The organism is Geomonas sp. Red276 (assembly GCF_054784495.1).
The window spans coordinates 33,115-56,424 of sequence record NZ_BLXW01000016.1 but is presented as its reverse complement, the minus strand read 5'-3'; the positions used below and the strand labels follow the sequence as shown (position 1 = coordinate 56,424).

Sequence of the window (23,310 nt, the reverse complement as noted above, 5' to 3'; positions counted from 1 at the left end):
GGCAGATCGCGGCGAAAAGCGATGGAGGCAGGGGGGATATTGTGATAAATTCTGGGCGGCTGATCTCCTTCCTGATCTTCTCAATCAATCACAGTGAGCGCTGACAACAGCTGCCAATGGAGTTGACCTCGTGCCTGAATCTATCATCCCGCGTACCTCGTCGGCCTATGACTATCCGCTTCTGATCAAAAACCTCCTGTTCAACCCGGTGAGGGACAACCCGGACCAGGTTATCGTGTACCGGGGGGGGCGCTACAGCTACCGCGAATTTCGCCAGCGTGTGCACCGACTCGCCAACATGCTCACCAAGCTCGGGGTTCAACGTGGAGATACCGTTGCCGTCATGGACTGGGACTCCCACCGCTACCTGGAGTGCTTCTTCGCGGTGCCCATGATCGGAGCGGTCCTTCATACCGTTAACGTTCGGCTTTCTCCTGAACAGATCCTCTACACCATCGACCACGCCGAAGATGATGTCCTGTTGGTCAACCGCGAGTTCCTCCCCATCCTGGAACAGATCCGGGGCCGCATCGACACGATCCGCAACTACGTGCTGCTCAACGATGAGCTGTCCGCCCCCGCCACGACGATCCCCTTCGTTGGAGAGTACGAGGCACTGCTTGCGGCCGCACCTGCCGAGTTCAGCTTCCCCGACCTGGATGAAAACACCCGGGCTACCACCTTCTACAGCACCGGCACGACCGGCATGCCCAAGGGGGTCTATTTCAGCCACCGTCAACTGGTGCTGCACTCTCTCGCCGCCACGGCCGCTCTCGCCACCAGTTCCGGACATGGCCACCTGCACTGCGATGACGTCTACATGCCGATTACACCCATGTTTCACGTACACGCCTGGGGGCTCCCCTACATCGCCACCATGCTGGGAGTAAAGCAGGTCTACCCGGGGCGCTACGTCCCGGAGGTCCTGCTGGATCTGATCGAACGGGAAAAGGTAACCTTCTCGCACTGCGTCCCGACCATCCTTCACATGCTGCTCAAGCACCCCCTCTCCCAGAAGATCGATTTCAGCAAGTGGAAGGCGATCATTGGCGGCGCCGCCTTCCCGAGGTCGTTGTGCGTCGAGGCCCTGAAACGGGGGATCGACGTCTTCACGGGGTACGGCATGTCGGAGACCTGCCCTATCCTGACCCTCTCCCAACTGACTCCCGAGATGCTCCAACTGACCGTGGAGGAACAGGCGACTATCCGGTGCAAGACGGGACGCAGCCTTCCGCTGGTAGATCTTAAGGTGGTCGATGGCGACCTCGCTGAACTTCCCCGTGACGGCGCGAGCACCGGGGAGATCGTCGTGCGGGCACCCTGGCTGACCCAGGGATACCTGAAGGAGAGCAAGTTCTCGGAGCGGCTATGGGAAGGGGGGTGGCTGCACACCGGTGACGTCGCGGTGCGCGACCAACTGGGGTACGTGCGGATCACCGACCGGAGCAAGGACGTGATCAAGGTGGCAGGTGAATGGGTATCCTCCTTGGAGTTGGAGGATATCATCGGGCGTCATCCCGGGGTAGCCGAGGTGGCCGTCATCGGGGCACCCGATGACAAGTGGGGGGAGCGCCCCCTGGCGCTGGTGGTCCCGCATCCCGGGAGCAATTTGACCGCGAGGGAGATCGCCCACCATGTCAAGGAATACGCGGATACGGGGGTGGTGAACAAGCAGATCGTCCTGCTCAAGGTGGCGTTCGTGGAGGAGCTCGACAAGACCAGCGTCGGAAAGGTGAGCAAGGTGACGCTGAGGGAGAAATACTGTAAGGCCCCCACAGTGGAATAGTGCCGGAAACCCACTGTCATGTCCCCCGAATCGCCAATGAAAGCTAGACACTGGTGACTTGCAAGCCATCTCTTCCTGCCTGTGCATGAGGGGCTCACGTGACGGGGCAGCCGGGTTTTAGTCTTTTGCAATGAGGCCGAGATGGGTCAACAACCATTGCCGCATATTCCTGCCAGCATCCTCTGTCAGTGGCATATCACCGAACGATGCAACCAGCGATGCGCCCACTGCTACCAGGACGGGCCTTCCGAGCAACCCGGGTGAGAAGAACTGGTCGCGGTCCTATCGAAGCTGGAGGAGTTCATTGCCGCTGCGCGGTCGGCCGCACCGGATCGGCGGATTCTCTCCCCCGAAGGGGCGAGGGGATCAGAGAACCTCCTTCCCGGGAACGAGTCGACGGGATCAGGAAACCATTTCCCGGAAACGAGAGCGGGATTATGAATGATGTCAGGCTCGGGGGAGGCTAGCCCCCCAGCGGCAGCGGGCGGAGCTCGCCCGGGGCGAACATGAAGAAGAGGCGGAAGCCGCAGTACTTGTAGAACTCGGAGAAGAGGAGCTTGAAACTGCCGCCGTGCACCCACCAGTCTTCCTTGAGGTTCCGGCTGTCCACCGGGTGCGGATAGATGGCGATGTCCTTGGGGAGGGAGTTTCTGAAGATCAGGGTGGCGCGCTTCATGTGGTAACGGGAGGTGATCAGCTTGATCGAGGTGATCTTGTGCTTCACGATCAGGTCGCGGGCGTAGATGGCATTCTCCACGGTGTTCCTCGACTCCTTCTCCAAGAAGACGCTCTCGGACCGGGGACCGCGGAAGAGCTCGTGCTTTTTCACCATGGGATCGACGCCGATCAGCAGCAGTTGACGCCCCTGCCCGGCCCGGAAAAGCTTCACCCCTTCCTCGATACGCCCCTTTCCGCCCGCCAATACGACGATGGCGTCGGCCTGGACCTCGCGCGGGGTGAGGGAGAACGTTTTGTAGACGAAGTCGACGAACAGCACGCCGACGATCAGCACCAGCAGGATGAACAGCGAGACAAGACCCTTCAAAACAGCCATTATTTGCACCTTCCATGCGGAACCCAGAGAAAGAGAAAGATTTCCTCTTGCATCATCGGGATTCATCTGCTATAAGTTACGACTTCAGTAAACACCGGAGGGTAGAAAGAAATGTCCAGAATTTGCGAAATTTGCGGTAAAGGCCCTAGCTTCGGGAATAACGTCAGCCACGCCAACAACAAAACCAGCAAGATTTGGCGCCCGAACCTGCAGAAGGTCAAGGCTGTGAGGAACGGCACCGTCAGGAGCATCAAGGTCTGCACCCGCTGCATTCGCTCCGGGCACGTGACCAAAGCCCTCTAGTCCCGACCCTGCAAGGAAACCTAAAGCCGCGGCGCTCAATGCGTCCGCGGCTTTATTTTTGTCACCCGGCAGCCGGCGGGAAAGGGCGAGGCCTACCCGCAAACCGCGGTCACCTCGATCTCCACCAGGGCGCCGCGCGGCAGCCCCTTGACCTCGACGGTCACCCGGGCCGGCGGCTCGCTTTCGAAATAGCGCCCGTAGATGCCGTTGACGGTGGCGAAGTCGCCCATGCTGGCCAGGTAGATGACCGTCTTCACGACATCGCCGAAGCCGACGCCGGCGGCGGCCAAAAGCGCCTCGATGTTCTTCATGACCCGCTCGGTCTCGGCCTCGATCCCTCCTCCCACCATTTCACCGGTGGCCGGGTCGAGAGCGATGGCGCCGGAGAGAAAAAGGAAGCCCCCCGCCTTCACTCCCTGGCTGTAGGGACCTATGGCCTTGGGGGCCTGTCCGGTCGCGATGATCTGTTTTTTCATATCCCCCTCCTCTGGAAATTCGTCAGCTCTTGAGCCTCTCCACCTTCAAGACACCCTTCACCTTCATGATGGCGCCGAAGACCTTCTTCAGGTGATCGAGATCGGTGACGTCCACCTCGAAGAGGTTTTCCCCCTTCTTGTCGACGGTGCTCTGGATGGAGGCGCTGGAGATGTTCGCCTCGCAGTTGGTGATGGCGGTGGCGATGTTGGCGAGGATCCCCTTCTCGTCGTTGCAGACCACCCGGATGCGGACCGGCAAGGCGCTCTTTTTCCCCTTGTTCCAGGCGACGTCGATCCGCCGCTCCGGCTCGAGGGCAGCCGCGAACGGGCAGTCGGCGGTGTGCACGGTGACCCCGCGGCCGCGGGTGATGAAGCCGGTGATCTCGTCGCCGGGAAGGGGGTTGCAGCACTTCCCGAAGCGGACCAGGACGTCCTCGACGCCGCTTATCTGGATGGCGCTGGAGGATTTCCCCTTGAGCCTTTCGATCACCTTGCCGATCCGGGTTTCCTTCCGCTCCTGGGCGGCCTCCAGCTTCTCGGCCGGAAGGAGCTTGCCGAGGATCTGGTTGGAGGAGAGCTTCCCGTACCCCACCGCCGCCATCAGGTCGTCCTCGGTAAGGAAACCGAACTCGACGGCCGCCTTCTTCAGCTCGCCGCTCTTCTGGAACCTGCTGAGGTTGGCGGAGAAGCGGCGGAAGTCCTTCTCGCAGATCTCGCGGCCGAGGGTGATGCTTTTCAGGCGCTCCTCGGTCTTGACCCAGGCGCGGATCTTGTTGCGGGCCCGCGAGCTCTTGACGATCTTCAGCCAGTCCTTGCTCGGGGTGTGGTGCGGCGAGGTGATGACCTCGACGATGTCGCCGGTCTTCAGCTCGTACTTCAGGGGGACCAGCTTGCCGTTCACCTTGGCGCCGACGCAGCGGTGGCCGACGTCGGTATGGACGGAGTAGGCGAAGTCGATCGGGGTCGATCCCTTGGGGAACCCCTTCACGTCCCCCTTCGGGGTGAAGATGAAGACGTCCTCCGGGAAGAGCTCCACCTTGACGGTGTCCATGAACTCCTTGGAATCGTCGAGCTCCGACTGCCACTCGAGGAGCTGGCGGATCCAGGTGAAGCGGCGGACCTCCTTCTCGTCGTACCCCTTCCCTTCCTTGTAGCTCCAGTGCGCGGCGATCCCCGACTCCGCCACCCGGTGCATCTCGAAGGTCCTGATCTGGACCTCCATCCGCTCGCCCAGGGGACCGATCACCGTGGTGTGCAGCGACTGGTACATGTTCCCCTTGGGCATGGCGATGTAATCCTTGAAGCGCCCGGGAATCGGCTTCCAGGTGGAGTGGATGATCCCCAGCACCTCGTAGCACTCGCGGATGTCATCCACCGAAACGCGGATGGCGATCAGGTCGTAGATCTCGTCGATGTCGACGTTGCGGCTTTGCATCTTGCGCCAGATCGAGTAGAGGTGCTTGGAGCGCCCGGAGACATCCCCCTTGATCCCGTGCTCGGCCAGCTGCTTCTTGATGATCTCCTTGACGGTGCCGACGTAGGATTCCCGCTCCTGCTTCTTCTTGGCCACCTTGGAGGCGAGATCGTAGTAGAGCTGCGGCTCGAGGTAGCGGAAGGAGAGGTCTTCCAGTTCCCCCTTCACCCACGAGATCCCCAGCCGGTTGGCGATCGGGGCGTAGATGTCGAGGGTCTCCTTGGCGATGGTCCGCTGCTTGGCCTCCGGCTGGTACTGCAGGGTCCGCATGTTGTGCAGGCGGTCGGCAAGCTTCACCAGGATGACCCGGATGTCGGTGGCCATGGCGAGGAGCATCTTGCGGAAGTTCTCGGCCTGGCTCTCCTCGCGGGTCTTGAAATGGATCTTCCCGATCTTGGTGACGCCGTCCACGAGCCTCGCCACCTCGGCGCCGAACATCGACTCCAGCTCCTCGTGGGTGGCCAGGGTATCCTCGACGGTGTCGTGGAGAAGGCCGGTGACCACGGCGGCGACGTCCAGCCTGAGCTCGGCCAGGATGCCGGCCACCTCCATGGGATGGATCAGGTACGGCTCGCCGGAGAGGCGGGTCTGCCCCTGGTGGACCTTCGCGCAGAAGACGTACGCCTTCCTCAAAAGGTCCAGGTCGGCCCCCGGGTTGTAGGCGGCTACTTTCTCGAGTATGTCGTTCAGTCGGATCATGTGGATACGGTTGTAACTGACAAAAGGGACCTTTGGAACACGGATAAAATCTGATGGAACGGATATCGGCGGATCATGCAAGGGACTCAAGGATTTAATGGCGGGTTCGCCTCTCTCGAGGTTTATCCGCGTACATCCGTCCCATCCGCGTTCCATGGTGTTTTCGATTTCGGCGAAAAAGAAAGGGCCAACGACCACGGGGCGATCCCCCCTCTGCCGTCAGCCCCAGGCGAGCGAGAAAAGGGGACACGAGTCCCCCCTCTTCTATCAACGACCTTTCTTGCCGAGCTCGCAGCCGATCTTTCCGGCGGCAATCTCCCGCAGGGAGACGACCACGTTCTTGTTGGCACCCCTGTTGTCGATCAGCGGCTTGGCCCCTTTGAAAAGCTGCTTCACCCGCTTGGAGGCGAGCATCACGAGGAGAAAGCGGTTATCCACCTTCTCCAGACAATCTTCGACGGTTACCCTGGCCATTGTTCACACTCCTTTTTTGTATCGGAAAGTAAGAGTTTGTCTTTGGTAGCGCCCCACCCTCAGATGTCGAAGGTGGCGGCGAGAGAAGCCAAGAGCCGGGAGGTCCGGCACTGCTCGGCGATCAACACGCTCTTCAACTGCTCCGCCGCGACCTGGAAATCGTCGTTCACGATGATGTAGTCGTACCAGCGGGATTCCTTGATCTCGCCGGCGGCGTTCTTGATCCTGCGCTCGATCACCTCGGCGGTATCGAGGCTGCGGGTATCGAGCCGGCGGCGGAGTTCGGCGATGCTCGGGGGAAGTACGAAGATGTAGACGCCACCTTCGAAACGGCTCTTCAACTGCCGGGCACCCTGGCAGTCGATGTCGAGGATCAGGTCGATCCCCTGCGAGCGGCACTCCTTCAAGGTTGCCAGCGAGGTGCCGTAGAAGTTGCCGTGGACCTCGGCCCACTCGGCGAATTCTCCGGCATCGACCATCCGTTGGAATTCTTCCTTACCCACAAAAAAATAATCACGCCCATGCACCTCGCCGCTACGTGGGGTGCGCGTCGTGTAGCTTACAGAATGCCGCAAGTTAGGGAATTTGTCAATAATTTCCTTACAGAGCGTGGTCTTACCGGCTCCTGACGGGGCCGAGATCACATACAGTACACCCTCTCGATTGATCTGATTCTCCAAACCTCTCTCCGTTACTCTATGTTCTGAACCTGCTCGCGGATTTTCTCCAGTTCGGCCTTCAGCTCTACCACCGAGGCGGCGATCTTCGCGTCATTGGCCTTGGAGCCGATAGTGTTGACCTCGCGGTTGATCTCCTGGAGGAGGAAGTCGAGCTTTCTCCCCACCGGCTCTGACTTCTCCAGTGTCTCGTCGAACTGCCGCAGGTGGCTCTCCAGCCTGACGAGCTCCTCGGTGATGTCACACTTATCGGCAAGAACCGCCACTTCTAGAGCGAGACGATCCTCGGGGACGTTGTTGTCGGAGCAAAGAAGCGCCACCCGCTCCCTTAGCTTGGCTGCGTACTCGCTCACCACCGAGGGGGCGCGCTCGGCCACCTGGGCGATCAGCTGCCTGAGCGTCTCGCGCCTTTTCACGAAGTCGGCCATGAGCGACTCGCCTTCGAAGGTGCGCATGGCGTCCACCCGCCCTAAGGCGTCGCTCATGGCGGCAGTCAGCTCCTCGGGGATCTCGGTCAGTTCGGCGTCGCTTTCGGAGGCCACCGTGATGACGTCGCGCTGGCCGGCGATCAGGGCAAGCTTCACCTCTTCCGCCATCCCGAGCGCCTCGCGGATGCTCCCGAAGGCCTTGTAGTAGGCACGGGCCAGCGGGAGGTTGGCGGTCGGCATCCCGAGCGAGGTCCCCCCTTCCACCTGGATGAAGACCTCGATCTTGCCGCGGGAAAGCCGCTCGGCCACCCGCTTCTTCAGCTCGTTCTCGAACTGCATCAGGGCGCGTGGGAGCTTGATGGTGATCTCACCGTAGCGGTGGTTCACGCAGCGAACCTCCACGGTGATCCTCCCCCCCGCGTAAGCCGCCTCCCCCTTGCCGTATCCTGTCATGCTCTTGATCACGTAGTTCCTCCAGACTCCCTATTTGCGGGACGATTCGAAAAGCTTTTTCTCCCAGCGCCAGGCGTCGGAAACGATGGTGGTGAGATCGTCGTAGCGCGGGCTCCACCCGAGCACGTTGCGGATACGGTCGGCCACCGCCACGAGATTGGCCGGGTCCCCCGGGCGTCTCGGCGCCTCGGTCACCTTGAAGTCGACGCCGCTTACCTTCTTGACGACGTCGATCACCTCGCGCACGCTTTCGCCGCGGCCGTAGCCGACGTTGATGGTGGTGGAGGTCCCTCCCTTCTCCAGGTAGCCGAGTGCGTAGAGGTGGGCGGCGGCCAGGTCCTCGATGTGGATGTAGTCGCGGATGCCGGTCCCGTCTGGGGTGTCGTAGTCGGTGCCGAAGATGGACATCCCTTCCCGCATCCCCAGCGCCGCCTGGCAGGCGACCTTGATGAGGTGGGTGGCATCCGGGGTCCGCTGCCCCATTCTCCCCTGCGGATCGGCCCCGGCCACGTTGAAGTAGCGCAGGGCGACGTAGGAGAACCCGTGAGCGAAGGATCCGTCCCGCAGCATCCACTCGCTCATCAGCTTCGAGGTCCCGTAGGGGTTGATGGGAACGGTGGCGCTCGTCTCGGCGGCGGCGCCCCCCTCGGGGATGCCGTAGACGGCGGCCGTGCTCGAGAAGATGAACCGCTCGATCTCGTGCTCAACGCAGGTCTGCAAGAGGTTCAGCGTGTTCCGGGTGTTGTTCGAATAGTATTTGAACGGGAGGTGCACCGACTCCGGCGCGATGATGGCGGCGGCGAAATGGAGCACCGACTTGAACTTGCACTCTTTGAACAGGGCGGAAAGCTTCTCACGGTCGGCCAGGTCACCCACCACCAGCCGCTCGCCGTGGATGAGGGCTTCTGCGGAGCCGGTAGAGAGGTTGTCGTAAACGACCACTTCGCGTCCCGCCTCGGTAAGCTGCCTTACCACATGGCTTCCGATATACCCTGCCCCGCCGGTAACCAGAATTGGACCCATAGTATCTCCTTATGACGACATTAGATTAAAACGAAAAAGGGCCTAGCCTTTGAACTAAACCCTCTGGGATGGCGTGAGGAAAAAAAACAGGTACCGGGAGCATCAATGAACATCCGGAGGGCCATCCTGGCAGAAGTTTTATCGGTATGGGTGTGAGGATTCACTTATAACACCGAGCCTACCCCTGTGCAACGATTAAATTTTGCTAAGCTTTCCGCTGAAACAGACAAAGGCCACCTCCGAAGAGACGGCCTTTGTCACCTGCCGTGTTTCATTCTTTTCAGATTGAACTACTTGGAGGAGGTCCCCCCGGCAGGCTCAGTGCCCGTGGTACCGGTGGTGCCGGTTTCGGTCGTCCCGGTGTCTGTTTCTTCGCCTTCTTCGCCTTCTTCGCCTTCTTCGCTTTTTTCTTCTTCGCCTTCTTGGCCGGCTTCACGGTTGCGCCGTCACCGATTTGCCGGCTTTTACCCTTGACATCCTAAACCACAGTTGATTATATTTTGCTAATCAAAGTTCACGCGAGGTGCCAATTGAAAAACATGAAACCGTTCGACCTGGCCTACGAGCAATACCGACAGCTAAAGGAGAAACTCAACTTAACCCGTGATGCCGAAGAAAAGAACCTCATCTTCAAAAGGCTGGTGAACCTTCTCGCCGTGATGGAATTCCTCATTTCCCTCAACAAAACGCCCTGACAATCTCTCCTTTCGTACCAGCAGCACCAGCTCCCTCTCCTCACAGCGAGTCTCCCCATGAGTCGGCGGCCCTTAGATGGCCGCCGTCAAGGGGGCATTTTTCCTCCTTCACGCCGAACTTTGCTCCGCGCCCGTACCTTGGACTGGTCGAGAACCCGGCATAACCCTGGCGAAAGAGGGTGACATCGGGGACAATGTGTATAGAGTCGCCAGTCGAGAGGAAAAAGTGAGCGCTGATACAGACAACGACACCGTCGCCCCTGATACGCCTTTGTGGGTGGCCGCCCGCATACTGCTGACGGACCACCAGAGGCATTTCTTCACTCAGTGGAAGAAGACGGCAAAGAACTTCGACGAGGAAGAGGTACACGACCTGCGGGTCGCCTCGCGCCGGCTCCGTGAGGGACTGGCCCTCTTCGCCCCCTGCCTCCCCGGCTCACCGGCCAAATCCCTGCGCAAGAGGTTGAAGCTGGTAACCGACCTGCTCGGCGGTTTGCGTAACGCCGACGAAGCGTATCTTTTCTTCTCGCAGCTTGCCGACAGTGCCTTTCCCAAGGGGGAGGAACTTGGCAGGCTGCGGGAGTTTCTCCGGGAGGAACGGAGAGAGGAACACCGGAAGGTGAAAGCCGGGTTCGAGGCGCTGTCGCCGGAGGGACTGAAGAGCGCCTGCCGGACCCTCGTGCAGGGGGACAACCTGTTCGTCCTCGGCAGCACCCCTTTTCTTTCCCTGGGCGGCTTGCTTCCCGGCGCCATCGACCGGCGGGATTGCGCCGTCAGGGAGCATCTCCCGGCGGCCCTCAACGAAGACCAGGGCCCCGTGCAGCACCGCCTGCGGATCGCGATCAAGAAGCTTCGCTACCGGCTGGAAATCGTCGAGCCGCTCTTCGGTGGCGGGTTCGACCAACTGCACGACGACCTGAAGGGGTACCAGGAAATCCTCGGCAAACTGCACGACATGGACGTCTTCGTGGAAATGGTGCGGGTCCGGATGGCGGCGGGAAACGAGCGGGAGGCGGCAGTGGAAACGATCGGACGCCACCGAAGGGAACTCTTTCTCTCTTTCATCGAGATGACGGGAAAGACGCCGCCGGATCAACTGGGGGCGCGGGCGAAGGGGTTGTTGCGGCAACCGGTGCGGCCGCGGCTCAGCTGACCGTCCCCCCGGCGAGGGCCATCACCGCGGCGACGGTGGCCCGGCAGACTTCGGTGGCGAAGGAGATGTTGAGGGTGCCGATGGTGTCGGTCGGCGCGTGGTAGTTGGGGTTACGGAGATCGGCGGTGTCGGTCAGCATGAGGGCCGGGTACCCCAGATCCCAGAAGGGGGCGTGATCTGACCGCCGGCTGTCGGGCAGGATCTCGCCGTTGCCGGGGACCGCGAGCGGAAAGAGCGGGAGGGATATGCCGAGCCTCTTCACCTCGCCACAGAAGAGCTCGAGCACCCTCCCGGAGCCCTCGTTGGCGACTACCGCCAGGAAATCCCCCACGGCAGGGGCCGGCACCGGCAACGGCGGCGCGGTCTGCGGGACATCGCCGGCAAAGCCTACCGATTCGAGCACCAGCACCGCCTCGATCTCCCATCCCTCCTCCCGGGCCCGCCGGGCCAGCGCCGCGCTCCCCTTGAGCGCGAAGCCGTCGCGAAGGGAAGGTTCCTCCAGGTTCACCGCCGCCAGCTCCACCCTCCGCTGAAAACGGACCGACTCCAATACCCGCGCGAGCTCCAGCAGGACCGCCACTCCGCTGGCATTGTCGTCCGCCCCCGGCGAAACCGACACCGAGTCGAAGTGGGCCAGCACCAGGATGCGCCGGCCGGTTTCCGGGGCGCCCGAACGGGAGGCGATCAGGTTGTGATAGGTGACGCCATGGTCGGCAAACGGGTGCCTCTCCACCCGGTAGCCGTGCCGGCGGAATTCCCCCTCGATGTAGGTCTCGGCCGCCCGAAGGGCTTGCGGCGCGACGAGCGGGTGGCGAATCCCTTCCAGGGCGGCGATATGTCCGCGAAGGGCATCGCCGGAGACGGCATCGAGCAGATCCTGGACCATCGATAACCTCCTCCCGGCACTAGAGTCCGAACTGCTCCTGGACCTGCGGCGGGGCCTCCTCGAAACGCTGGAACTCCATCGTGTAGCTGCCGCGCCCCTTGGTGGCGCTCCGCAGGTCGGTCATGTAGCCGAACATCTCGGCCAGCGGCACCGTCGCCCGCACCACCTCCACCTCGCCCCGCTTGTCGAGCCCTTCCACCCTCCCCCGCTTCTGCTGGAGGGTCCCCAGCACCTTGCCGAGGCTGTCCGCCGGCAGCTCCAGCTCCAGCGACATGATCGGCTCCAGGAGCATCGGGCTCCCCTCCCGGGCCGCCATCACCACCCCCCGCCGGGCCGCCGCCCGGAAGGTCGCCTCCGAAGGAAACGGGGTCCCCGGCTCGACCGGGACCTCCACGATCTTCACTTCGAGGTCGGTGAGGGGATACCCGGTGCGGCAGCCGGATTGACACGCCTCGAGCGCGCTCTGCTCCAGGGCGGCCAAAAGCTCCCGGGAAACGGGAGGGGCCGGCGGGGGTACGGCGACCCGGATGCCGCTGCCGCGGGGAAGCGGTGTGAGCCTGATGAGGAGATCGGCGATCTCCGGCCGCTTCTCCCCTTCCCGCTGAAAATACTCCCGGCGCTCCACCGGACGCCTCAAGGCCTCCCGGTAGACGACCCGCGGCCGCCCGGTCTTGACCTGCACGCCATACTCGCGGCGCAGGCGGTCGATGACGATCTCCAGGTGCAGCTCCCCCATCCCGGTCAGGATGGTCTGGCCGGTCTCCTTGTCCTCATGGACCTTGAAGGTGGGATCTTCCCATTGGAAGTACTGGAGGACGGTGTCCAGCCGCTCGCGGTCCTCGATCCCCTTGGCCTCCACCGCCAGCGACACCACGGACTCGGGAACGGTGACCCCTTCGAGCACCAGCGGTTTCGCCGGATCGCAAAGGGTGTCGCCGGTCAGGGTGGACTGAAAGCCGGTGACGGCGACGATATCCCCGGCCTCGGCCTGCGGGATCTCCTCGCGGCGGTGGGAGTGCATGTGAAAGAGGTGGCGGACCTTCTCATAGCCGCCCCGGATCGGGTTCAGCAGGGACGCCCCCCCCTTGAGCGTTCCGCTGTAGATACGGAGGTAGGTCAGGCGGCGCCCCTCCTCGGCCATCACCTTGAAGGCGAGCACGCCCAAGGGACCGTTCGGGTCGCAGGAGAGGCGCTCCTCGCCACCGCCGGTGGGATGGTGTCCGGGGATCGGGGGAATATCGAGCGGCGACGGGAGGTAGAAACAGACGGCATCCAGCAGGGGCTGGACCCCCTTGTTGCGGAGTGCGGTCCCGAGCAGCACGGGGAAGATCTCGCCGGCCAGCGTCCCCCGCCTGAGCGCCCTTCTCAGTATCTCGGCCGGGACCTTCCTGCCGTCCAGAAATTCCGCCATCACCTCGTCGTCGAAGTCGGCCGCCGCCTCGGTCACCTTGAGCCGCGCCTCCTCGATCTCCGGGATCATGGCCTCCGGCACCTTCCCCCGGGTCACGCTCTTTCCCAGGTCGTGCTCGTCGAAGGTCACCATCTCCTCGGTCAGGAGGTCGATCACCCCCGAAAAGGAAGCCTCCTCCCCGACCGGGAGCTGGATGAGCACCGGCCGGGCCTTGAGCCGTCCCACTATCTGGGCCAGGGTCTGCCGGTAGTCGGCGCCCGCACGGTCCATCTTGTTGATGAAGCAGACCCGCGGCACCCGGTAACGCTCCGCCTGGCGCCAGACCAGCTCACTTTGCGGCTGTACCCCCTCGACCGCGCTGAAGATGGCGATCGCCCCGTCCAAAACCCGCACGCTCCGCTCGACCTCGATGGTGAAGTCGATATGTCCCGGGGTGTCGATCAGGTTGAGCCGGTAATCCCCCCAGCGGCAGGTGGTGGCGGAAGCGGTGATGGTGATGCCGCGCTCCTGCTCCTGGGGCATCCAGTCCATGACCGCCAGCCCGTCGTGGACCTCTCCCATCTTGTAGGTCTCACCGCTGTAAAAGAGGATGCGCTCGGAAACAGTGGTCTTGCCGGCGTCGATGTGGGAGATGATCCCGATGTTCCGTATGGCGCTACTGTCAGAAGGCACGGAGGTTCTCCCGGTTAACTGTAGGGTCGCCCTGCTTTAGGCGCTAAGTTTACCTCAAAATGTGACAGTGCCAACTTTACGGGGGGCGGATGCTGTCATAAGGGGGGGATCGGGCCTGGCTGAGCGGATGGGAACTGAATACCGGACGGCCAGCATGGTGACCTATGCCAGCGAGCGGCGGGGCTCAAGCTGTCACCGAAGGAGGGTGAGCCGGCGTGCAGGCGGCTCGGGTGAGCGGCTCATCGGGCGGGGAGAGATCAAATGAACCTGATGCGAAGTGTGATTGGCAGGCGGGTGGCCCACGTGGCGCCCCTCAACCGCGCCCGGGTGATGTCGGGAAGCAGGAAAGCGGCAAAGGGCGGCGGGTCAGGCGTGATTTCTCAGCATGAGCTCGATCGGGTGCGGTGAGAGGTACCACTGGCTCTGCAGGTACTCCTGGCGGTACTTGTTAACGTAGTGCTTGAGGAGGGTGATAGGGACCACGAGGGGGACCAGGCGCTGGTGGTACTGCTCGATGACGCCGAGGAGCTCCTCCTTCTCGGCGGGGGTCAACTCCCTCTTGAAGTACCCCATGATGTGCTGCAGCACGTTGGTGTTCTTCTTCACGGTGGCCGGCAGCTCGAGGGCCTTCATGAAGAGCTCTTCGTAGCGGTCCAGTAGCTCCGCAAGGGGTACCTTCCGCCCGTGTGCGACGAGCGCTCCCATCTCGCGGTAGAGCGCCACGCTGTGGGCCATGATGAGGAGTTTATGCCGGGTGTGGAACTCGACCAGGCTCCCCGGTTCCGGGCCGGCGGCGAGGAGGTCCTTCCAGCGGCGGTACCCGAAGACCCGCTCGATGAAGTTCTCCCTCAGGTCGGGATCGTTGAGTCTCCCCTCCTCCTCGACCGGAAGGCGCGGGAAATGCCTAACGACGGCGGCGGCGAAGAGGCCGCGGCCGGAGAGGGGAGCCATACCCTCCCGGTAGACCTTGACCCGGTAGAGGCCGGAGCTGGGAGAATTCTTCTTGAAGATGAAGCCGCAGAGATCCTCCCCCTCCAGGTTGCGCACCTTCTCGTCGCAGAAGCGGAGCATCTGGCCGCTCTTGTCGATCCTGGTGGTGCGGGTGACCAGGCGGGGATGTTCCGGATCGCCGGGGTCCTCCTCCAGGCGCATCGCTTCCCGCGGTACCGGCATGCCGCACTCCACCTCCGGACAGACCGGCACGAAGGTGAAGAACCTCCCGAGGGTATCGGTCACGTAGTGGTCGTGCTGGTGACCTCCGTCGTAGCGGACCTTCTCCCCCAAAAGACACGAACTGACCCCGATCTTGATGGATGCCGGCATGGCTCCTCCCGCGGCTGATTCAGAAGTGGATTCGCGCCCAATCATAATATCAAACCGCTTCACTGTCCATCCGGGTGCCTCATGAAAGGGGCGGTCACCCGGGAGGGGTGGTGCTTTGGTGATTTTGTGGTACCTCTAACACGGTCAGAAGTAAACGAGGCGGCCTTACGCTCGGGAGGTCCTATGCAGATGCACCAGAAGGTCCTGAACGTCGACACCGGCACCGGTTTTTACCGCACGCTCAAATACGGCTTCGACCGCTACTACGGCCCCGTCGACCTCGGCATCCATCTGGCCGACAAGCGGAAGTCCCTCAATTTCGGGGTCGGGGTCTTCGCCGGTTCCATCTTTCCCGGATCGAACCGGCTGGTGGTGACCGGGCACTCCCCCTGCTGGCAGGGGCTCTACATAAGCTCCATGGGAGGGGCCGGGCTCGTCTTCGACAACCTCGGCATCAACATGCTGAGCCTGGTCGGCAAGGCCCCCACCCCCTCCATCCTCTACTTAAACCGCAACCACGGCGAAGAGGTGGATCTCGAGGTGGTCCCGGTCAACGTGGAGGAGGTCTGGAGAGGCGGCCGCAAAGGGGTCTACGCCCTCACCGACCACGTCTTCGAGCGTTTCGCAAAGCGCTACGAGACCGACCCGCGCATCCTCGTCTGCGGCCCGGCCGCCCTCTCCAGCGACCTCGGCGGCATCATGTCGGTGCCGATCACCCGCGGGAAGATCAGCATGGTGGACACCTGGGCCGGCAGGGGAGGGTTCGGCAGCGCCATGCTTAAGGAGTACGGCATCGCCGCCATCATCTACGGGGGGACGGTGATCGACGAGGACTTCCGCGACCGCAAGGTGGCCGACCAGTGGTTCCAGAACAAGTACGACCAGAAGCTCCACCAAAAGGACATCGAGGCGACCAGCAAGTACCGCTTCGACGAGAAGCTCGGTACCGGCGGGACCTTCGGGGTGAACTACACCACCATGGGGGGGCGCATCATGGCCTTCAACTACCGCACCATCTTCTCCAGCGAAGAGGACCGCCTGGCCCTGCACAAAGAGCTGATCGCCGGCCACTACCTCAGGCAGTTCAACGAGGAGACCATCGCCGGGAAGCAGCAGGCGAACTGCGGCGAGCCGTGCGTGGCCGCCTGCAAGAAGATGAACGGCCCCTTCAAGAAGGATTACGAACCGTACCAGACCATGGGACCGCTCTGCGGCATCTTCGACCAAAGGGGGGCCGAGCTCCTCAACCATCATTGCGACACGATGGGGTTCGACGCCATCTCGGGAGGAGGGGTGCTCGCCTGGCTGATGGATCTCCTCGACAGCGGGGCTCTCAAGCCGGAGGAGCTCGGGGTGAGCGGGAAGCCTAAGTGGGAGCTGCAGGGGTTCGATCCGGTGGAGGACTCGAGGCATAACGCCGAGCTCGGGGTGGAGCTGGTGGACGCCATCCTGGAGCGGCGGGGGATCCTGGATTTCCGGGAAGGGGTGCGGAAGTGGAGCCGGATCCACTCGGGAGGGCGCCCCGCTCCCCTGCACGACAACCTGGTATACATCGCCTTCGGCAGGCGGGGATGGATGGTCCCGAACCAGTATTGGGTGGCGGGGGCGCTGGCGCCGATGGCGGTGATGGGGAAGTACTACATGGTCTACGGTGCGGAGTTCATTCCGCCCCGGCAGCTGGGAAGAAGGTGCGCGGAGCGGCTGAAGGCGGAGCTGGTACTCGACAACCTGGGGATCTGTCGTTTCCATCGGGCCTGGGCCGAGGAGCTGCTGCCGGAGGTGATGGGGGAGCTCTACGGCTGCAAGGACCAGTTCCTGCGCGCCATCTCCGTCCTCGCCAGCCGGCTCAACAGCCACAACTGCCCGGTATTCTGGGAGTCCGCCAGGAACGTCGACTTCATCCATACCTTTTTGAGAAGGAAACGGGAGGTGGACGGGGATCCCTCGCCCGAGCTGGCGGCCTGGCTGGAAAAATTCGACGCCGACGCAAGCGAAGCGGCCAAGGAGTTCTGGTACGACATGCTGAAGGGGATCAACGAGTCGCTGGGGGAGACGTTTTAAAGGTCTTCTCGAGGGCATCCAGCTTGGGGGCGATCTCCTTACCCACCCACATCTGCGGGTTCGACGGGGTCTCCCCCTGCTCCTCCTCCCACTGGTGGATGGTCCCCCGCGCGGTCTCGAAGGCGTTGGTGAAGGAGAAGGTCTTCCGCAGCGCCTCGTCCACGTAGGCCTTGCCAAACCAGGTGAAATCCTCCCCGTACCCGCAGCCGAAGGACTCGTGGGTGGCGTCGGCCGCGGTGATGATGACCGAGTCGTCATCCTTGAGCGGCTCGATGAATCCCCCTGAGAAGCACGCCGAAACGACCACCACCTTCCACCGGATCCCCGATTTCTTCAGCGCCCGCCGCAACCTCTCAGGGGAAAGATCGTTCAGCTCCAGCGGCCGGTTGTTCACGGTCAGCAGATGGTCCTGGGTCCCGTGCGAGGTGAGGTAGAGAAAGAGGACGTCGTTGTCGCGGTCCATGAGCCGCCCGATACGCTCGAGGGTCCGCTCAAGGTTGACGCCGGTCGCGAAGGGGAGCGAGGCGGCGGTCTGGGGGTTGTTGGCCAGGACGACGGAGCGCCCCTCGGTCCCGAACCGCTGGTCGAAGAGCCGGTCGGTGGCCAGGATCTCCTTGAGAAAGACGTCCTGCGAGGCATCCCCCGCAAAGCCGACGAAGTAGAGGGCAGGAGTTCCGCGCGGCACCGGCACCAGGGCATCGAGCTCCTCATCGAGCAGGTGGTCCTGGGCGGCAAGCACGTCCTCGGTCAGGCTCAGCTCGCCGCTTTCGGACCCTTCGCTGGCACTCACCCAGAGATCCGGGCGCGGATAGTACCAAAGGGGCGGCACCACCAGGACGAGGAAGAGAAGGAGCACGGCCAGCCGCCGAAGCTCGCTCAGGGAACGAAGCCTCAGAAAGAAAAGGGCCGAGGCGCCGCACCACCACCAGAAGAAACGGTAGTAATGGGGCGAATCGAGGTAGTCCTCCAGATAGCGGAAGCGGGGAAGCTGGGAGAGCCACTCCACCGCGCCATGGCAGAGCTCGACCGGGATGCTGAGAGCCACCATCGCCACCGGAAGGGCGGTGATGAAGGAGGAGCGGGAGGTCGTCCTGGCTGCCCAGAAGGAGAAGAAGAGGAACAGCGGCAGGTGGAACAGGAAGGAGGGGATGGACGAGAAGGCGAAGAGGCCGCGGCGTCCCACCAGCAGGAAGCAGGCGGCGATGTTGAAAAGGAGATCGAGCCAGGCGATGACGACCAGGTCGGCGGGAGCGCTGCTGAAATAGGAGAGATCGGTCGGGACCCCGAAGGCGAGGCGAACTCCTCCCAAAAGGTTGCGTCCCATTCTCCGCAGGATGTTCATCGGCTGTCTAGGCTCCACGCTCTCCATGATGGAGGATGATAACACGCCGTGGCGATTTGGCAGAATGATTTCATGAGCTTCCCCCCCTTCTCGGCCACATTTTTAGTTTCTCATTGCGGGCATTCCTGTTACCATGCCGTGATCGCCCAACCCAGCACGAGGTGAAACCATGCCTACCCATAAATGGACCAAGAACAGCTGGCGGAAGTTTCCGGCCATGCAGCAGCCGGTCTGGCCGGCTGGTTCCGCGTTGGAAGATTCCCTGAAGACCCTTTCCCAGCTCCCCCCGCTGGTGTTTGCCGGCGAGTGCAACACCTTGAAGGAGCAACTGGCCGAGGCGGTCGAGGGGCGCGCCTTCGTGCTGCAGTGCGGCGACTGCGCCGAGGATTTCTCCCGCTGCACCGGCCCGGACATCCGCGAACTTTTGAAGGTCATCCTGCAGATGTCGGTGGTCCTCGCCTATGCGGGCGAGAAGCGGGTGGTGAAGATCGGCAGGATCGCCGGCCAGTACGCCAAGCCCCGCTCCTCCGACACCGAGGTGGTCAACGGGGTGGAGATCCCGAGCTACCGCGGCGACATGGTGAACAGCCCCGAGGCGACCGCCGAGGCCCGCCTTCCCGACCCGCGCCGGATGCTCGAGGGGTACTACCGGGCCGCCGCCACCCTCAACCTGGTCCGCTCCTTCACCCTCGGCGGCTATGCCGCGCTCGACCGCGTGCAGGCATGGCACCGCGCCTCGCTCGACGCACTTCCCGCCGGGCAGAAGTACGAGGACCTGGTCAGGCAGATCTGGAAGACCATGAACTTCATGAACGCCATCGGCCTCGACCCCAAGCACAACCCCCAGCTCAACCAGACCACCCTCTACACCTCCCACGAGGCGCTCTTGCTCGACTACGAGGAGGCGCTCACCAGGATGGACTCCACCTCCGGCGGCTGGTACGACTGCAGCGCCCACATGCTCTGGATCGGCGACCGCACCCGGCAGCTGGACGGTGCCCACGTGGAGTTTTTGAGCGGGGTGAAGAATCCGCTGGGGATGAAGGTGGGGCCGAGCCACAACGCCGACGAGATCAAGAGGATCATCGAGCGACTCAACCCCGAGAACGAGGCCGGGCGTCTCACCCTCATCACCCGCTTCGGCGCCGACCGCATCGGCTCCTATCTTCCGCAGCTCCTCAGGGAGATCAAGATCACCGGCTACAAGGTGGTCTGGACCTGCGACCCGATGCACGGGAACACCTACCAGAACGAGTACGGGCAGAAGTCCCGGAAGTTCGAGGATATCCTGCGGGAGATCCACTCCTTCTACGAGATCCACGAGGCGGAGGGGACGGTGGCCGGCGGGGTCCACCTCGAGCTGACCGGCGACCATGTCACCGAGTGCACCGGCGGGAGCCGCCAGCTTCTGGACAAGCACCTCCACCTCAACTACCAGACCAACTGCGACCCAAGGCTCAACGCCGAGCAGAGTGTCGAGCTCGCCTTCGAACTGGCCGAGATGCTCACTCCTCCCGTCCGTTAACCCGCCGGATCAAAAACAATTAGTCACCGCGACTGAATCTTCCCCCCTTCCACAAACTCCCCTCCCCCTTCAAAGCCTGCCGGCCGAAGCCTTGGCGAAGGCTGGAAGGCCGGGGGGGTGAGGATGGGGTTCCCCTACAGGAGTCACCCATGCGCCCGATCCGCAGAACTGAACGTCAAATCACCACCGAAGACGCCCTCTCCGTTCTCGAGGCCGCCGAATACGGCATCCTCTCCACCGTCGGTGAGGACAACCAGCCCTACGGCATCCCCTTGAGCTTCGCCGTCATGGACGGAGCCATCTATTTCCACTGCGCCCTGGAAGGGCACAAGCTCGACAACATCGCCCATAACGCCAAAGTGTCGTTCTGCGTGGTCGGGAAGACCAAAGTACTCCCCAACAAGTTCGCCACCGAGTACGAGTCCACGGTCGTCTTCGGCACCGCCTCCAAGGTTGAGGGTGCCGAGCGTCACAACGCCCTGCTGGCTCTCCTGGAAAAGTACTCGGCCGATTTCATGGAAGAAGGGAAGAAGTACATCGCGGCGAAAGGGAGCAAGACCGACGTCATCAAGATCACCATCGGCCACGTCACCGGCAAAGCCCGCCGGTAGCTGGGCCGATTCAGGGTGGGCACTCCGTGTCCGGCCGGTCGAAATACCGTGAGGTGGCAGGATGCTCCGGATGGAAGTTGTTTACATGTACCGTTGGTGGTAACGTTAGAAGTATCGTTAGGAGGTACCATCGTGGCTACAGTTCCCAAAATAGTTCCCATATCAGATCTTCGGCAGGATGCGACTGCAATACTCAAACGAATCTCCGCCTCCCAGGAGCCGGTCTTCATAACTCAACGAGGTAGGGCGACCGCCGTGATGGTAAGCCTGCAGGCGTTTGAGCAGACTCAACACGAGCTTGAAATCCTGAGGGTTCTCGCCCGCGGAGAGCAGGAAATAGAGACCGGGGAAGGTTATGAGCTCGACGCAGTCTTGGCCGAAGCGGATGAATATCTCAAAGAGACCGAATCTTGAAAGTCGTCTTTACCTCAACTGCACGCCGTCAGTTTCTAGAGGCGCTCGCCTATATCCGCCAGGAGAATCCTTCTGCCGCCATCTCCTTCAGGAAAAATGCGGAAGCAGTTCTATCAACTTAGGGACTTCCCTAACTCCGGCATGACCTTGCCGGAGTTCCCAGATCTGCCTTTCCGCGAGGCTATCGTCCCTCCCTACCGCTTCTTTTACCGGGTAAAGGAAAAGACCGTCTGGATCGTGGCAGTGTGGCACGGGGCGCAAGTTCCCCATGCGCCGTCGACCACTGTGGAGGGATGAGGCGATTGCAAGGGCTCGCTAGGGGCTCGGAAATGTCATGCATTGAATGATCAATTGAAGAGGAGGGAGCTATGGAGCGGGTTTCGACTGGGGAGGCGGGATGGGGGAAGATCCTCAGCCTGCCGGTCATCGTGGCGGCCTTGGGGTACTTTGTCGACATCTACGACCTCGTCCTTTTCAGCATCGTCCGGGTGCCGAGCCTGAAAAGCCTCGGCCTCCAGGGGCCGGAATTGATCAACCGCGGCGTCTTCATCCTCAACATGCAGATGGTCGGCATGCTGGTGGGGGGGATCCTCTGGGGGATCCTCGGCGACCGCAAGGGGCGCCTGAAGATCATGTTCGGCTCCATCCTCCTCTATTCGCTCGCCAACCTGGCCAACGGCATGATCACCTCCCTCCCCGCCTACGCCCTCCTCCGCTTCATCGCCGGGGTGGGGCTGGCCGGGGAACTCGGGGCCGGCATCACCCTGGTCGCCGAAGTCCTCCACAAAAGCGCCCGCGGCTACGGGACCATGGTCGTCGCCTCGGTCGGTGTTTCCGGCGCCATTCTGGCCAACTTCGTCGCCGCCAATTTCGACTGGCGTAACGCCTTCTTCATCGGCGGCATCCTCGGCCTCCTGCTCCTCATCCTCCGGATCAGCGTCGCCGAATCCGGCATGTTCAAGGACATGGAAAAGAAGGAGGTCTCCAAGGGGAACTTCCTCGCCCTTTTCACCGATCGCCGCCGCTTCGGCCGGTACATCGACTCCATCGTCATCGGCATCCCCACCTGGTTCGTGGTCGGCATCCTGATCACCTTTTCCCCCGAATTCGCCAAGGCGCTGAAGGTCACCGGCGCGATCTCGGCGGGTAACGCCGTCATGTACTGCTACTTGGGCCTCGTCTTCGGCGATTTCGCCAGCGGTCTCCTGAGCCAGGTTTTGAAGAGCAGGAAAAAGGTGGTGATGATCTTCCTCGGGCTCACCGGCCTCGGGGTGGTCTGGTACTTCCTGGCCGGCGGGGTCTCCACCGCCACCTTCTACGGCATCTGCACCTTCCTCGGCTTCGCCAGCGGCTACTGGGCCATCTTCGTCACCGTGGCGGCCGAACAGTTCGGCACCAACCTCCGCGCCACGGTCGCCACCACGGTCCCCAACTTCGTGCGCGGCATGGTGGTCCCCATCACGCTCCTCTTCCAGTGGGCCCGGGCGCAGCTCGGGCTGGAGGGAGGCGCCATCGCGGTCGGCGTTCTCTGCATGATCGTCGCCTTCATCTCGCTGTACCGGTTGGAGGAGACCTTTCACAAGGACCTGGACTACTTCGAGGAGTTTCTCTAAGGATTGCGCGCCCCCCTTCAAGGGGTGGGATGGGGGGCGGGGTGAGCTACGATCCTTAGATTTTATCGACAATGCCGATTGCTGCCCGACCAAAGAAAGACTGAAGGGGGACTGGCTGAAAAGCTGCCAGTCCCCCTTTTTCGTGGTAGCAAAGCGACCTCCCGGAGGTGCTGGAACCGGTAGCGCGCATCGTAGATCCGGACCAGCCGGTGGATGGCGAATTGGTCGCCGAGACCCTCTCCAACTATGAAACGAGCGCCTTCGCCAAGGGGATACTGAAGTTGAGCCAGCTGGTGATCGGCATCGGATCTATTTGCCAGGGGAAAATCGGGCCATGCTATAATGTTCTCAAAGCCAGACAGAGCCAGACAGGAGGACACGGTATGGCAAACATTCAGAAAAACCCCATCGAAGAACCTGGTGACCGGTCCTGTGACATCAAGTCCTGGTCGTCATCCTGCGTCAGAAGCGATGTCGAGGACAGCGGAGAAAAGTATCTCTGCCCGACCTGCGGGAAGATCGGCAAGCTCGACCACGAGATGCATCACGAGCATTTCCCTCACCTATCCGGTGATCCTGACCTGATGCACTGACCCCTTCGCCCAGCTAAACGACCAAGGCCCGCATGGCGTTCATTCCGGCGCCGCGCGGGCCTTCGTACTATCAGCCAAAGCCCTCCTGCTGCACGACGCCTGCCGGTGATGACCGCCGAGCGGTTCGAACTGGTACTGGAGGGGAGCATGGACCGCCTACCTTC

Annotated in this window: 22 protein-coding genes; 11 read left to right on the top strand and 11 right to left on the bottom strand. The window is 62.3% G+C overall.

Annotated features, from left to right (window positions below; genetic code table 11):
* Window positions 1-130 precede the first annotated feature (130 nt).
* On the top strand, window positions 131-1,786 hold the full coding sequence (locus ACYVL5_RS12660; RefSeq protein WP_460595937.1) for a fatty acid--CoA ligase: 1,656 nt from the start codon (window positions 131-133) through the stop codon (window positions 1,784-1,786).
* 463 nt (window positions 1,787-2,249) lie between these two features.
* Here the strand turns inward: ACYVL5_RS12660 and ACYVL5_RS12655 are convergent, their stop codons facing one another.
* The gene (locus ACYVL5_RS12655; RefSeq protein ID WP_460595936.1) at window positions 2,250-2,840 is read right to left on the bottom strand and encodes a YdcF family protein; all 591 of its coding nucleotides are present in this window, start codon (window positions 2,838-2,840) and stop codon (window positions 2,250-2,252) included.
* A 111-nt stretch (window positions 2,841-2,951) separates the two neighbouring features.
* Here ACYVL5_RS12655 and rpmB point away from each other — a divergent pair, with 111 nt between their 5' ends.
* The gene (gene rpmB / locus ACYVL5_RS12650) at window positions 2,952-3,143 is read left to right on the top strand and encodes a 50S ribosomal protein L28 (protein ID WP_250680894.1); all 192 of its coding nucleotides are present in this window, start codon (window positions 2,952-2,954) and stop codon (window positions 3,141-3,143) included.
* A 92-nt stretch (window positions 3,144-3,235) separates the two neighbouring features.
* Here rpmB and ACYVL5_RS12645 read toward each other — a convergent pair whose 3' ends face one another.
* The 6 genes from ACYVL5_RS12645 to galE all read right to left on the bottom strand — a co-directional run bounded on the left by ACYVL5_RS12645 (window position 3,236) and on the right by galE (window position 8,847).
* Window positions 3,236-3,619, bottom strand: a complete 384-nt coding sequence (locus tag ACYVL5_RS12645; RefSeq protein WP_460595935.1) for a RidA family protein — start codon at window positions 3,617-3,619, stop codon at window positions 3,236-3,238.
* A 22-nt stretch (window positions 3,620-3,641) separates the two neighbouring features.
* On the bottom strand, window positions 3,642-5,792 hold the full coding sequence (locus tag ACYVL5_RS12640) for a RelA/SpoT family protein (RefSeq protein ID WP_460595934.1): 2,151 nt from the start codon (window positions 5,790-5,792) through the stop codon (window positions 3,642-3,644).
* Between the two features lie 267 nt (window positions 5,793-6,059).
* Window positions 6,060-6,266 (bottom strand): DNA-directed RNA polymerase subunit omega, encoded by a 207-nt coding sequence (gene rpoZ, locus ACYVL5_RS12635; RefSeq protein WP_250680891.1) that lies wholly within the window; start codon window positions 6,264-6,266, stop codon window positions 6,060-6,062.
* 59 nt (window positions 6,267-6,325) lie between these two features.
* Entirely contained in the window at window positions 6,326-6,934 is a 609-nt protein-coding gene (gmk, locus tag ACYVL5_RS12630) for a guanylate kinase (RefSeq protein WP_460596001.1), read from the bottom strand.
* Between the two features lie 23 nt (window positions 6,935-6,957).
* Window positions 6,958-7,836, bottom strand: a complete 879-nt coding sequence (locus ACYVL5_RS12625) for a YicC family protein (RefSeq protein WP_460595933.1) — start codon at window positions 7,834-7,836, stop codon at window positions 6,958-6,960.
* Between the two features lie 18 nt (window positions 7,837-7,854).
* A complete protein-coding gene (gene galE, locus ACYVL5_RS12620; RefSeq protein ID WP_460595932.1) occupies window positions 7,855-8,847 on the bottom strand; it encodes an NAD-dependent epimerase/dehydratase family protein in 993 nt (330 codons plus the stop codon).
* A 539-nt stretch (window positions 8,848-9,386) separates the two neighbouring features.
* Here galE and ACYVL5_RS12615 point away from each other — a divergent pair.
* Together ACYVL5_RS12615 and ACYVL5_RS12610 are read left to right on the top strand one after the other, a co-directional pair.
* Window positions 9,387-9,542 (top strand): hypothetical protein, encoded by a 156-nt coding sequence (locus ACYVL5_RS12615; RefSeq protein WP_250680887.1) that lies wholly within the window; start codon window positions 9,387-9,389, stop codon window positions 9,540-9,542.
* 226 nt (window positions 9,543-9,768) lie between these two features.
* A complete protein-coding gene (locus ACYVL5_RS12610) occupies window positions 9,769-10,695 on the top strand; it encodes a CHAD domain-containing protein (RefSeq protein WP_460595931.1) in 927 nt (308 codons plus the stop codon).
* Here the strand turns inward: ACYVL5_RS12610 and ACYVL5_RS12605 are convergent.
* The 3 genes from ACYVL5_RS12605 to ACYVL5_RS12595 all read right to left on the bottom strand — a co-directional run bounded on the left by ACYVL5_RS12605 (window position 10,688) and on the right by ACYVL5_RS12595 (window position 14,987).
* A complete protein-coding gene (locus ACYVL5_RS12605) occupies window positions 10,688-11,581 on the bottom strand; it encodes a zinc-binding metallopeptidase family protein (RefSeq protein WP_460595930.1) in 894 nt (297 codons plus the stop codon). The genes ACYVL5_RS12610 and ACYVL5_RS12605 overlap by 8 nt on opposite strands.
* Before the next feature lie 19 nt (window positions 11,582-11,600).
* On the bottom strand, window positions 11,601-13,664 hold the full coding sequence (gene fusA / locus ACYVL5_RS12600; protein WP_460595929.1) for an elongation factor G: 2,064 nt from the start codon (window positions 13,662-13,664) through the stop codon (window positions 11,601-11,603).
* Window positions 13,665-14,030: 366 nt separating this feature from the next.
* The gene (locus tag ACYVL5_RS12595) at window positions 14,031-14,987 is read right to left on the bottom strand and encodes a YbgA family protein (RefSeq protein WP_460595928.1); all 957 of its coding nucleotides are present in this window, start codon (window positions 14,985-14,987) and stop codon (window positions 14,031-14,033) included.
* 183 nt (window positions 14,988-15,170) lie between these two features.
* On the opposite strand from ACYVL5_RS12595, the gene ACYVL5_RS12590 reads away from it, so the two are divergent.
* On the top strand, window positions 15,171-17,048 hold the full coding sequence (locus tag ACYVL5_RS12590; protein WP_460595927.1) for an aldehyde ferredoxin oxidoreductase N-terminal domain-containing protein: 1,878 nt from the start codon (window positions 15,171-15,173) through the stop codon (window positions 17,046-17,048).
* Here ACYVL5_RS12590 and ACYVL5_RS12585 read toward each other — a convergent pair.
* Window positions 17,020-18,390 carry a C13 family peptidase gene (locus tag ACYVL5_RS12585; protein ID WP_460595926.1) on the bottom strand — a complete coding sequence of 457 codons (1,371 nt, stop codon included), beginning with the start codon at window positions 18,388-18,390 and terminating at the stop codon, window positions 17,020-17,022. The genes ACYVL5_RS12590 and ACYVL5_RS12585 overlap by 29 nt on opposite strands.
* Window positions 18,391-18,559: 169 nt before the next feature.
* Here ACYVL5_RS12585 and ACYVL5_RS12580 point away from each other — a divergent pair, with 169 nt between their 5' ends.
* The 6 genes from ACYVL5_RS12580 (at window position 18,560) to ACYVL5_RS12555 (ending at window position 23,146) form a co-directional block, all read left to right on the top strand.
* Entirely contained in the window at window positions 18,560-19,915 is a 1,356-nt protein-coding gene (locus tag ACYVL5_RS12580; RefSeq protein WP_460595925.1) for a 3-deoxy-7-phosphoheptulonate synthase class II, read from the top strand.
* A gap of 149 nt (window positions 19,916-20,064) precedes the next feature.
* Window positions 20,065-20,526 (top strand): pyridoxamine 5'-phosphate oxidase family protein, encoded by a 462-nt coding sequence (locus ACYVL5_RS12575; protein WP_460595924.1) that lies wholly within the window; start codon window positions 20,065-20,067, stop codon window positions 20,524-20,526.
* Window positions 20,527-20,658: 132 nt separating this feature from the next.
* Entirely contained in the window at window positions 20,659-20,940 is a 282-nt protein-coding gene (locus tag ACYVL5_RS12570; RefSeq protein ID WP_460595923.1) for a type II toxin-antitoxin system Phd/YefM family antitoxin, read from the top strand.
* Window positions 20,941-21,036: 96 nt separating this feature from the next.
* Window positions 21,037-21,237 carry a type II toxin-antitoxin system RelE/ParE family toxin gene (locus ACYVL5_RS12565; protein WP_460595922.1) on the top strand — a complete coding sequence of 67 codons (201 nt, stop codon included), beginning with the start codon at window positions 21,037-21,039 and terminating at the stop codon, window positions 21,235-21,237.
* Window positions 21,238-21,308: 71 nt separating this feature from the next.
* Window positions 21,309-22,553 (top strand): MFS transporter, encoded by a 1,245-nt coding sequence (locus ACYVL5_RS12560; RefSeq protein WP_460595921.1) that lies wholly within the window; start codon window positions 21,309-21,311, stop codon window positions 22,551-22,553.
* Window positions 22,554-22,936: 383 nt separating this feature from the next.
* Entirely contained in the window at window positions 22,937-23,146 is a 210-nt protein-coding gene (locus ACYVL5_RS12555; protein ID WP_460595920.1) for a hypothetical protein, read from the top strand.
* Window positions 23,147-23,310: the final 164 nt, after the last annotated feature.

Coding starts and splice junctions, on each gene's coding strand:
- ACYVL5_RS12645 (WP_460595935.1), bottom strand. CDS start 3,619: ATGAAAAAACAGATCATCGCGACCGGACAGGCCCCCAAGGCCATAGGT.
- ACYVL5_RS12640 (WP_460595934.1), bottom strand. CDS start 5,792: ATGATCCGACTGAACGACATACTCGAGAAAGTAGCCGCCTACAACCCG.
- ACYVL5_RS12565 (WP_460595922.1), top strand. CDS start 21,037: ATGCGGAAGCAGTTCTATCAACTTAGGGACTTCCCTAACTCCGGCATG.
- ACYVL5_RS12615 (WP_250680887.1), top strand. CDS start 9,387: ATGAAACCGTTCGACCTGGCCTACGAGCAATACCGACAGCTAAAGGAG.
- rpmB (WP_250680894.1), top strand. CDS start 2,952: ATGTCCAGAATTTGCGAAATTTGCGGTAAAGGCCCTAGCTTCGGGAAT.
- ACYVL5_RS12580 (WP_460595925.1), top strand. CDS start 18,560: ATGCCTACCCATAAATGGACCAAGAACAGCTGGCGGAAGTTTCCGGCC.
- ACYVL5_RS12595 (WP_460595928.1), bottom strand. CDS start 14,987: ATGCCGGCATCCATCAAGATCGGGGTCAGTTCGTGTCTTTTGGGGGAG.
- rpoZ (WP_250680891.1), bottom strand. CDS start 6,266: ATGGCCAGGGTAACCGTCGAAGATTGTCTGGAGAAGGTGGATAACCGC.
- ACYVL5_RS12555 (WP_460595920.1), top strand. CDS start 22,937: ATGGCAAACATTCAGAAAAACCCCATCGAAGAACCTGGTGACCGGTCC.
- ACYVL5_RS12575 (WP_460595924.1), top strand. CDS start 20,065: ATGCGCCCGATCCGCAGAACTGAACGTCAAATCACCACCGAAGACGCC.
- ACYVL5_RS12590 (WP_460595927.1), top strand. CDS start 15,171: ATGCAGATGCACCAGAAGGTCCTGAACGTCGACACCGGCACCGGTTTT.
- ACYVL5_RS12560 (WP_460595921.1), top strand. CDS start 21,309: ATGGAGCGGGTTTCGACTGGGGAGGCGGGATGGGGGAAGATCCTCAGC.
- galE (WP_460595932.1), bottom strand. CDS start 8,847: ATGGGTCCAATTCTGGTTACCGGCGGGGCAGGGTATATCGGAAGCCAT.
- ACYVL5_RS12655 (WP_460595936.1), bottom strand. CDS start 2,840: ATGGCTGTTTTGAAGGGTCTTGTCTCGCTGTTCATCCTGCTGGTGCTG.
- ACYVL5_RS12585 (WP_460595926.1), bottom strand. CDS start 18,390: ATGAACATCCTGCGGAGAATGGGACGCAACCTTTTGGGAGGAGTTCGC.
- ACYVL5_RS12605 (WP_460595930.1), bottom strand. CDS start 11,581: ATGGTCCAGGATCTGCTCGATGCCGTCTCCGGCGATGCCCTTCGCGGA.